This window comes from Paenibacillus dakarensis, from assembly GCF_001373415.1.
GTDB lineage: Bacteria > Bacillota > Bacilli > Paenibacillales > Paenibacillaceae > Paenibacillus_AQ > Paenibacillus_AQ dakarensis.
Window position 1 is genome coordinate 45,445 of record NZ_CDSE01000090.1, and the last position, 7,519, is coordinate 52,963.

Here is a 7,519-nt window from a genome sequence, read left to right on the forward strand (position 1 = left end):
GGGTTTTTTCTGCTTTAACCAGACTTGAAAGGACTGTAAAAGCTGTGTTACAGTTAATTAGTGTTGAAAAGGTTAAGATTTTGAAACCTTTTAGCGGATTATAGTATGATGAATAATAAGCTACAGCAAAACTTAATTTTGTCTGCTCAATGAGAATCGACAACATAGAATGAGCGTACATAGGGATTGAGGGCTGAAAAAGGAGAAGAGCATGAAAGGTTTTAAATTTACGAGGTGGTATGACAGCGTTAAAAACGTACTTAAAGCTGACCGTGCTGCCAACGATAACGAAAACTCTGGACATGAATCCGACACTCAGACAGAAACAAAACAAAAAGGTTGGTTTCCTTCCCGTAAATGGATTTTGATTCCGACAGGTACGCTGCTTATAGCAGGATCATTATTTTTCGTAGGTCGTGAATACGTAAATGCAAACACCGTATCGTTTTATCACGTATATGTAAACGGTGAGAATATTGGTACGATTCAGGATGATGAACAGCTGGACAAGCTGTTTGAACAGAAGCAGAAAGCCTACCAGGAAAAGTATCCTCATGCGCAGATGGTACTGAACACGGATGGGATCAGATCGGAGGCTGACCGGGGTTTCAAGCCGGTTGTCCAGAGTGAAGAGACCCTTGCGAAGCTGGATGGGATGCTGAAGGCATACGCCCGTGGCGTTGAGCTGAAGGTTGACGGTGAGACAGTAGCCATTGTTAAGGACCAGCGGACAGCTCAAGCGGCAATTGAAGCAGCGAAGGCGAAATATGCACCGGCGGCTGCTGAGGCAAGCCCGAAAATTAGAACCGTTTCTTATAAAAAGACGTCAGCTGATGACAGCGCACAAGTAAAGTCAGTTGAAGTGAAAGAGAAGCTTACCCTTGCGAATACGAAGGCTGATCCGAACAAAGTGCTGGATGTGGAAAAAGCAGTTAAAGCACTGACAGCTACGAAGGATGAACCCGTTACTTATAAGGTAAAAGAAGGGGATACCGTTTCTTCTATTGCCAAGGCTCACGGTATGAAGAGTGCCGAGGTTATTGCACTGAATCCCGGCCTTCAGGAGAAATATCTTCAAATCGGTGCCGAGCTTGAGCTAAGCAGACCGGTAGCTCCATTAACGGTACGCACGGTTGAAACGGTGACCGAGAAGATGCCAAGCAAGCCCGAGACGATTGTTCGCGAGAGCGCTGAATTACCGAAGGGCAAACGGAAGGTTGTTCGTCCGGGACGCGATGGCGAGAAGATGGTTAGCTATGTTGTAACCAAGGAGAATGGCAAGGTTGTCTCCAAGCAGTGGACAGGTCAGCAGGTGGTTAAGGAAGCATTGCCAGAGGTTGTATATAAGGGAACAAAAGTCGAAGTGAAGAAAAGGGTGGTAACGACATCCGGAGCAGAAGCGAAAGTTTCTTCATCAAGACGTATGTTCGCATGGCCGGTCAGCGGTGCGCGGATAACAAGCTCTTACGGTCAGCGCTGGGGCCGCACCCATGAAGGAACAGATATGGTTGGCAGTCGTACGATTATGGCTTCAGCCGGAGGCAAGGTTGTATTTGCCGGTCGGAAAGGGACTTATGGAAATGCCGTAATCGTGGATCACGGCAATGGATATCAGACGCTTTACGGTCATATGAGCAGTATTGCGGTACGCAGCGGCCAATCGGTAGGCCAAGGCCAAAAGCTTGGTATTATGGGCAGTACGGGGCGCTCAACAGGCATACATCTCCATTTTGAAATTCGTAAAAATGGTGTGCAATTAAATCCAATGAAATATTTATAAACCTGTGTTATACTAGGCTTACTAATGATGACATAAGCCATAATTGGTTCATATATCATAACTTAGTTAACATGGCCGCTCCTGATATGGGGGCGGCCATGTTATTTATTGAGAGCTGTATATGCAAAATTGATTAGAATCGATGGTTATACTTCGGCAGGTGGATGTACCGGTACCTCAGGTATGATAAAATAGAGAGAAGATCTTTTAAGCGAAAGTATGAGGTGAATAGCGATATGCAGGGAACCATTCTGGTGGTGGATGACGAACAGCCCATCGCTGATATATTGAAGTTTAATCTCGAAAAAGAAGGCTATGAGGTGATTTGCGCTTCCGACGGGATCAGTGCAGTTGAGATTGCATTGTCAAAGCGTCCGGATCTGATGCTGCTCGACCTGATGCTGCCTGGTAAAGACGGAATGGATGTATGCCGCGAGGTTCGGACGGCTGGCTTGCATATTCCCATCATCATGCTTACGGCCAAGGACGGCGAAATCGATAAAGTGCTCGGGCTTGAGCTTGGTGCTGACGATTATGTAACCAAGCCGTTTAGTACAAGAGAGCTTCTGGCAAGGGTGAAGGCCCAGATGCGGCGGCAGCATAAGACCGATATCCCAGCGGATAACAACGGTTCGTCTGAAGCAGCCAAGCAAGGATTGCGATTGTTTGAACTATTTATAGATACAGATATGTATATGGTATATAAGAGCGGGGAAGCGCTGGATTTGACGCACCGGGAGTATGAGCTTGTTTATTACTTAGCCAAGAATGCCGGCAAGGTCATGACACGGGAGCATCTCTTGCAGGCCGTATGGGGCTTCGAGTATTTCGGCGATGTCCGTACGGTTGATGTGACGATCCGCCGGCTGCGTGAGAAGATTGAGGAGAATCCAAGCAAGCCGGAGTATATTTTGACCCGGCGGGGGCTTGGCTATTTAATGCGCAGTCCTAAAAGTGGAGGGCTGTAATGAAGTGGTTGTCCTTCTTCCGCACGATTCAGGCGAAGGTCATTATTATATATGTGCTGCTGATCCTGATTGCGATGCAGCTGATCGGTGTTTACTTCGTAAGTGCGATGAAAAATTCATTAACGAGCAACTTTACGACGGATTTGCAGGAGCGGGCGGAGCTGATGTCTGTGCTTGCAGCCAAGACGCTCGCTGGCGGTGAACCGGATGAGAACCCGGAAGAAAGCCTGCAGGTTATGGTGAGCAACCTGTTCAATATGGACGGGGCCGAAATTCAGGTGCTGGATGCCACGGGTAAAGTGCTGACAACATCGCTGTTATCTCATGCGGACTATGTCGGCAATAAGAATACCCAGACGGTCGTCAGCCGTGCGCTTCAGGGCATTGTAGATAATGAGGAATATATCATTGACGATGACGGCACCCGTAAGAAAGTGGTCGCCAAGCCAGTCATACACAATGGAAAAATCGTCGGTGCGATCTATATCGTAGCAAGCATGAGCGAGCTGTATGGAACCATGCAGCGGATTAATAGTATTTTTATATCCGGTATACTGCTGGCTCTTGGCCTGACGGCGGTGCTTGGGGTCATTCTGTCCCATACCATAACCCATCCGATCAAGGAATTGACCCGCCATGCAAGAGCCGTGGCCGAAGGGCGCTTTACAGAGAAGACGCCGGTATTCGGAAGCGATGAAATCGGGCAATTGAGCCAGACCTTTAATTATATGACAAGCCGGCTTCGGGAAGCTCTCTCCCAGAATGAAGAAGAGAAGGAGAAGCTGGCTTCGATTCTTACGAATATGAGTGACGGGGTTATTGCTACCGATGAGGCGGGCCGTATTATTCTCATGAATCGCCGTGCAGGACAGATGCTTGGCGTGGAGGGGGAAGAGCTTGCCGGCCGTGAAATCGGTCCCCTGCTGGGGCTTTCGGAGATCGAAGCAGAATCCTTGGCCCGCGGCGTCAGTGATTCGAAGCTGCTGGAGTTTACACCAGGCGAAAGCGGCCAGCCCTTTATGATGCGGGTAACCTTTACCCCGATTCATCGCCGTGAGATCGGCATTACCGGTACGATTGCAGTGCTGCAGGACGTTACCGAGCAGGAGAAGCTGGAGGCTTCCCGCCGTGAGTTTGTTGCGAATGTCTCACATGAACTGCGGACACCCCTCACGACGATTAAGAGCTACACCGAGGCGCTGGAGGATGGAGCGCTGGAGGATAAGCAGATGGGTCCGCGCTTTGTTGGTGTCATTCAGAATGAGACAGGCCGGATGATTCGGCTTGTCACCGATCTTCTTCATCTGTCCAGGATGGATTCCAAGGAAAGTGCGCTGCGCAAGCAGCGGGTGGATATAGTCGAAATGCTGGAGGATGTAGAGGACCGGTTCTCGTTTCAAATGCAGCAGAAAAATGTGCATACGATTATTGACGCGAAGCCTGGAGTATCCACGGCGATGCTTGACCGGGATGGAATTGATCAGGTGCTCGACAATCTGATTTCGAACGCACTTAAATATACGCCTGACGGAGGCACGATTACGATGGAGGCCGACATCACGGAGGATGGCATGCTGTCATTATCCGTAGAAGATACAGGAATCGGCATACCCAAGAAGGATTTGGACCGGATTTTTGAACGATTCTACAGGGTTGATAAAGCACGGACGCGAAATATGGGAGGTACAGGGCTGGGTCTGTCCATTGCCCGGGAAATTGTGCGAGTACATGGCGGGTCCATTTCCCTCCAATCCGAGCTTGAAAAAGGGACGAAGGTCACTTTTACGCTGCCTCTGAATGATGAAGGGGGGGCGACGGAATGAAAGAGCGAATAAAGACAGCCATTCTGCTTGTATTGGTGCTGGGCAGCCTGGTTCAGAGTTATTTCCTTATCTATCGCCTCCCTGGCAGCGAGTCTGTTGCGCGAACCGAGAATGCATACATCAAGACAGAGACGATGGGTCCGGATGAGAAGGTGGAAAACCTGATTTATCCGAAGAAAATGATCATTCATATGGGCGAGGACAAGCATACGGTATTCTACCCGGACCAGATGTTCTATGATCTTGTCTATAATCGGCTTAAGGGCCGTGAATTTGAGGGCTTTCAGCGGCGCACGGTGAACAATATGGATTGGTCCAAGCTCCGGTCCAGCAGTAAAGGGATTGAGATGAGCTTTGGTTCCGGCATGCCGGTAACGCTGCTTCAGAAAGTGATGCAGATCAAGCCCGATTCTCTGTTCGAAGGAGAAAATATTGATAAATTATGGGTGTACAGCATTGATGGAGAGCCTAAGGTACATGCGCTCTTCTTCAGTACCGAGGGCGGTGTCGTCTATGAGGCTGCCCAGGTTGACCTGACCGTGCAGGATATTCACCAGCTGGTGGATTTTGGACAGGACTGGGTTCCGTACACCATGCTCGAAGGAACATCGCTGTATATACCGGAGCAACCGCTAAATATGGTAAATGTAGAGCTTGCCATCGATATGTACACGGTGGAGCAGATGCAGCGGAGTTTATTCTTCGATCCGAGCATCACAAGGAATATACAGGAGCGGGATGGCTCTGAAATTTATACAGACAGCAAGCGCAGCCTCCAGGTTGATGAAAGACAGAACTGGATGAGCTATACAGATCCTGCGGCGCCGCCATCGGGTGAGAGCAGTCCGGGTAAAGATGTGTTGTCAGCCGTTGATTTTGTGAATCAGCATGGCGGCTGGAACGGCTCTTACCGGGTGAACCAATCGGAAGACAATGAAGGCTTGACGCTGGTAGAGTTTCAGCAGTACCACCGCGGGTACCCGATTCTAAATACAGCGGACTTCCATTTTGGAACCATGAAGGTGGAGCTTCAAAATGGAACCGTGACCTCCTATGAGCGTTCCCTGCTGTATGTGAAGTCGGAAGAGCTGAAGAAGAAGCTTGTGAAGCTGCCTGCCGGAGAGGAGCTGCAGGAGAAGCTGGGCATACTGGCTGGAAACATGAGGGTCGTAGATGTAGAGCCGGTATATTTACCGATATTAAAAGAGACGGGACTCTGGCTCAAGCCTGCATGGGGCGTTCAGCTCTCGAACGGAAGCATGCAGGTAGTAGATTAAAATTACGATGGAAGGTAAAGGAGGGAAGCTTATGGATTGGGGACGGGCTAAAAATGTGTTAATCTACGCGTTCCTGCTTCTGAATCTGGTGCTGGGTTACCAGCTGTGGATTGATTACAGGGAGCAGGCCGGCTCCAATCCGGGCTTTAATTCTCTGCCTGAAAATACACAGCGAATTATGGAAGAGAACCGTATCCAGGTGTTAAGCCCGATTCCCTCAGGAACACCTCAGCTGCCGAAGATTGCCTTTTCCTACAGTCTTCCGGAGCAAGGAAAGCCGGTGAAGCTGAACAATTCTGTAGAAACGAAGCTGATCTACTCGGATCAGAAGGAATTGATCAGCCTGCTGGAGGGACAAATACCGAATATGAAGCAGTATCGTCATGATCCGCCGTCCGATAAGGAGAATGCTTTTGTGTTTCGTCCACTGGTTCTTGGAGAGTGGCCGCTGTTCAATGTGGAGCTGGAGCTGTTCCATGAGAGCCAGAGGATTGAATATTTCCGGAGCCCGGAGCTGCAAATTCAATCCACCAGCGATATGGAGGAACAGAAGGTGCTATCTGCTTCGAAAGCGTTAGGGACACTTATCGAGCGGAATTTCATTCCGCCAAAATCGGCAGTCAAGGATATACAGCTTGGTTATTACGGACAGATGTTTAATACGGATGTTGAATTTGCAGCTCCGGCATGGCGATTTACGCTGGATAGTGGAGAGATGATTTACGTCCAGGGGATAAGTGGAGATGTGTTCACAACCAAGACCGAGAAAGCAAAGGAGTAACAGACTTATGGGGATATCATTTTCCGTGCTGTCGAGCGGCTCAACGGGCAACGCCACGATTGTTCGGAATGAGGATACGACACTGATGATTGATGCCGGGCTGAGTGCACGGCGAATTGATGAGCTTCTGAAGGAGCGGGATATGTCCGGAGAGGAGATTGACGGGATTCTCGTTACCCATGAGCATTCAGACCATATTAAAGGACTCGGTGCCGTCGCTCGTAAATATAATCTTCCCATTTATGCGAATGAGAAGACCTGGGAAGCCATCAACCGTTCAGTCGGCAAGATTGCAGAGGAAAACCGGATTGTACTGGACAGCCACGAGGTGAAGGATTTCGGAACGCTGCGAGTGGAGCCTTTTGAGATTTCGCATGACGCTGCGGCGCCGGTAGGCTACTGCTTCTATGATGGAGATGAGAAGCTGGGCGTAGCTACAGACCTCGGATATGTGAGTGACAAGGTGAAACAAGCAATAGACCGCTCCGATGTACTCGTGCTTGAGGCTAATCATGATATTGAAATGCTGAGAATGGGACGGTATCCGTGGAATACCAAGCGCCGCATTCTCGGCGATATGGGCCACCTGTCTAATGTATCGGCAGGAGATGCGCTCAGCGAGCTGATGACAGGGGATACGAAGCGAGTGTATCTTGCCCACCTCAGCCGGGATCATAATATGATGGATCTAGCCAAAATGACGGTTCGCGATACGATGGAGGACAACGGTTGTTTTTTCAAGGATAGTGAATTCAAACTGTGCGATACCTTCTATGACCGTTCCACGCCGTGGGACAAGATTAAGGATTGAAATACGGCAAATAATAATTGGCCTAATGAGCGGATGAACCGGGCCTGGACAGAAGCAAAGAATGGCGGTGCAGGGATAA

Annotated in this window: 6 protein-coding genes; all 6 read left to right on the forward strand. The window is 49.3% G+C overall.

Going from position 1 to position 7,519, the window contains the following annotated elements:
* Positions 1 to 211: 211 nt before the first annotated feature.
* The gene (locus BN1234_RS19620) at positions 212 to 1,780 is read left to right on the forward strand and encodes a M23 family metallopeptidase (protein WP_054958328.1); all 1,569 of its coding nucleotides are present in this window, start codon (positions 212 to 214) and stop codon (positions 1,778 to 1,780) included.
* A 236-nt stretch (positions 1,781 to 2,016) separates the two neighbouring features.
* Entirely contained in the window at positions 2,017 to 2,748 is a 732-nt protein-coding gene (gene yycF / locus BN1234_RS19625; protein ID WP_054958329.1) for a response regulator YycF, read from the forward strand.
* Positions 2,748 to 4,571 (forward strand): cell wall metabolism sensor histidine kinase WalK, encoded by a 1,824-nt coding sequence (walK, locus tag BN1234_RS19630; protein ID WP_054958330.1) that lies wholly within the window; start codon positions 2,748 to 2,750, stop codon positions 4,569 to 4,571. The genes yycF and walK overlap by 1 nt, the downstream gene beginning before the upstream one ends.
* Entirely contained in the window at positions 4,568 to 5,848 is a 1,281-nt protein-coding gene (locus BN1234_RS19635; RefSeq protein WP_054958331.1) for a YycH family regulatory protein, read from the forward strand. Before walK ends, BN1234_RS19635 begins: the two co-directional genes overlap by 4 nt.
* Before the next feature lie 31 nt (positions 5,849 to 5,879).
* Positions 5,880 to 6,629 carry a two-component system regulatory protein YycI gene (gene yycI, locus BN1234_RS19640; protein ID WP_054958332.1) on the forward strand — a complete coding sequence of 250 codons (750 nt, stop codon included), beginning with the start codon at positions 5,880 to 5,882 and terminating at the stop codon, positions 6,627 to 6,629.
* 7 nt (positions 6,630 to 6,636) lie between these two features.
* Positions 6,637 to 7,440, forward strand: a complete 804-nt coding sequence (locus tag BN1234_RS19645; protein ID WP_054958333.1) for an MBL fold metallo-hydrolase — start codon at positions 6,637 to 6,639, stop codon at positions 7,438 to 7,440.
* Positions 7,441 to 7,519: the final 79 nt, after the last annotated feature.

Bases quoted from the DNA above. Each gene is read 5' to 3' on its own strand.
- BN1234_RS19635 (WP_054958331.1), top strand. From the start codon at position 4,568: ATGAAAGAGCGAATAAAGACAGCCATTCTGCTTGTATTGGTGCTGGGC.
- BN1234_RS19645 (WP_054958333.1), top strand. From the start codon at position 6,637: ATGGGGATATCATTTTCCGTGCTGTCGAGCGGCTCAACGGGCAACGCC.
- yycF (WP_054958329.1), top strand. From the start codon at position 2,017: ATGCAGGGAACCATTCTGGTGGTGGATGACGAACAGCCCATCGCTGAT.
- yycI (WP_054958332.1), top strand. From the start codon at position 5,880: ATGGATTGGGGACGGGCTAAAAATGTGTTAATCTACGCGTTCCTGCTT.
- BN1234_RS19620 (WP_054958328.1), top strand. From the start codon at position 212: ATGAAAGGTTTTAAATTTACGAGGTGGTATGACAGCGTTAAAAACGTA.
- walK (WP_054958330.1), top strand. From the start codon at position 2,748: ATGAAGTGGTTGTCCTTCTTCCGCACGATTCAGGCGAAGGTCATTATT.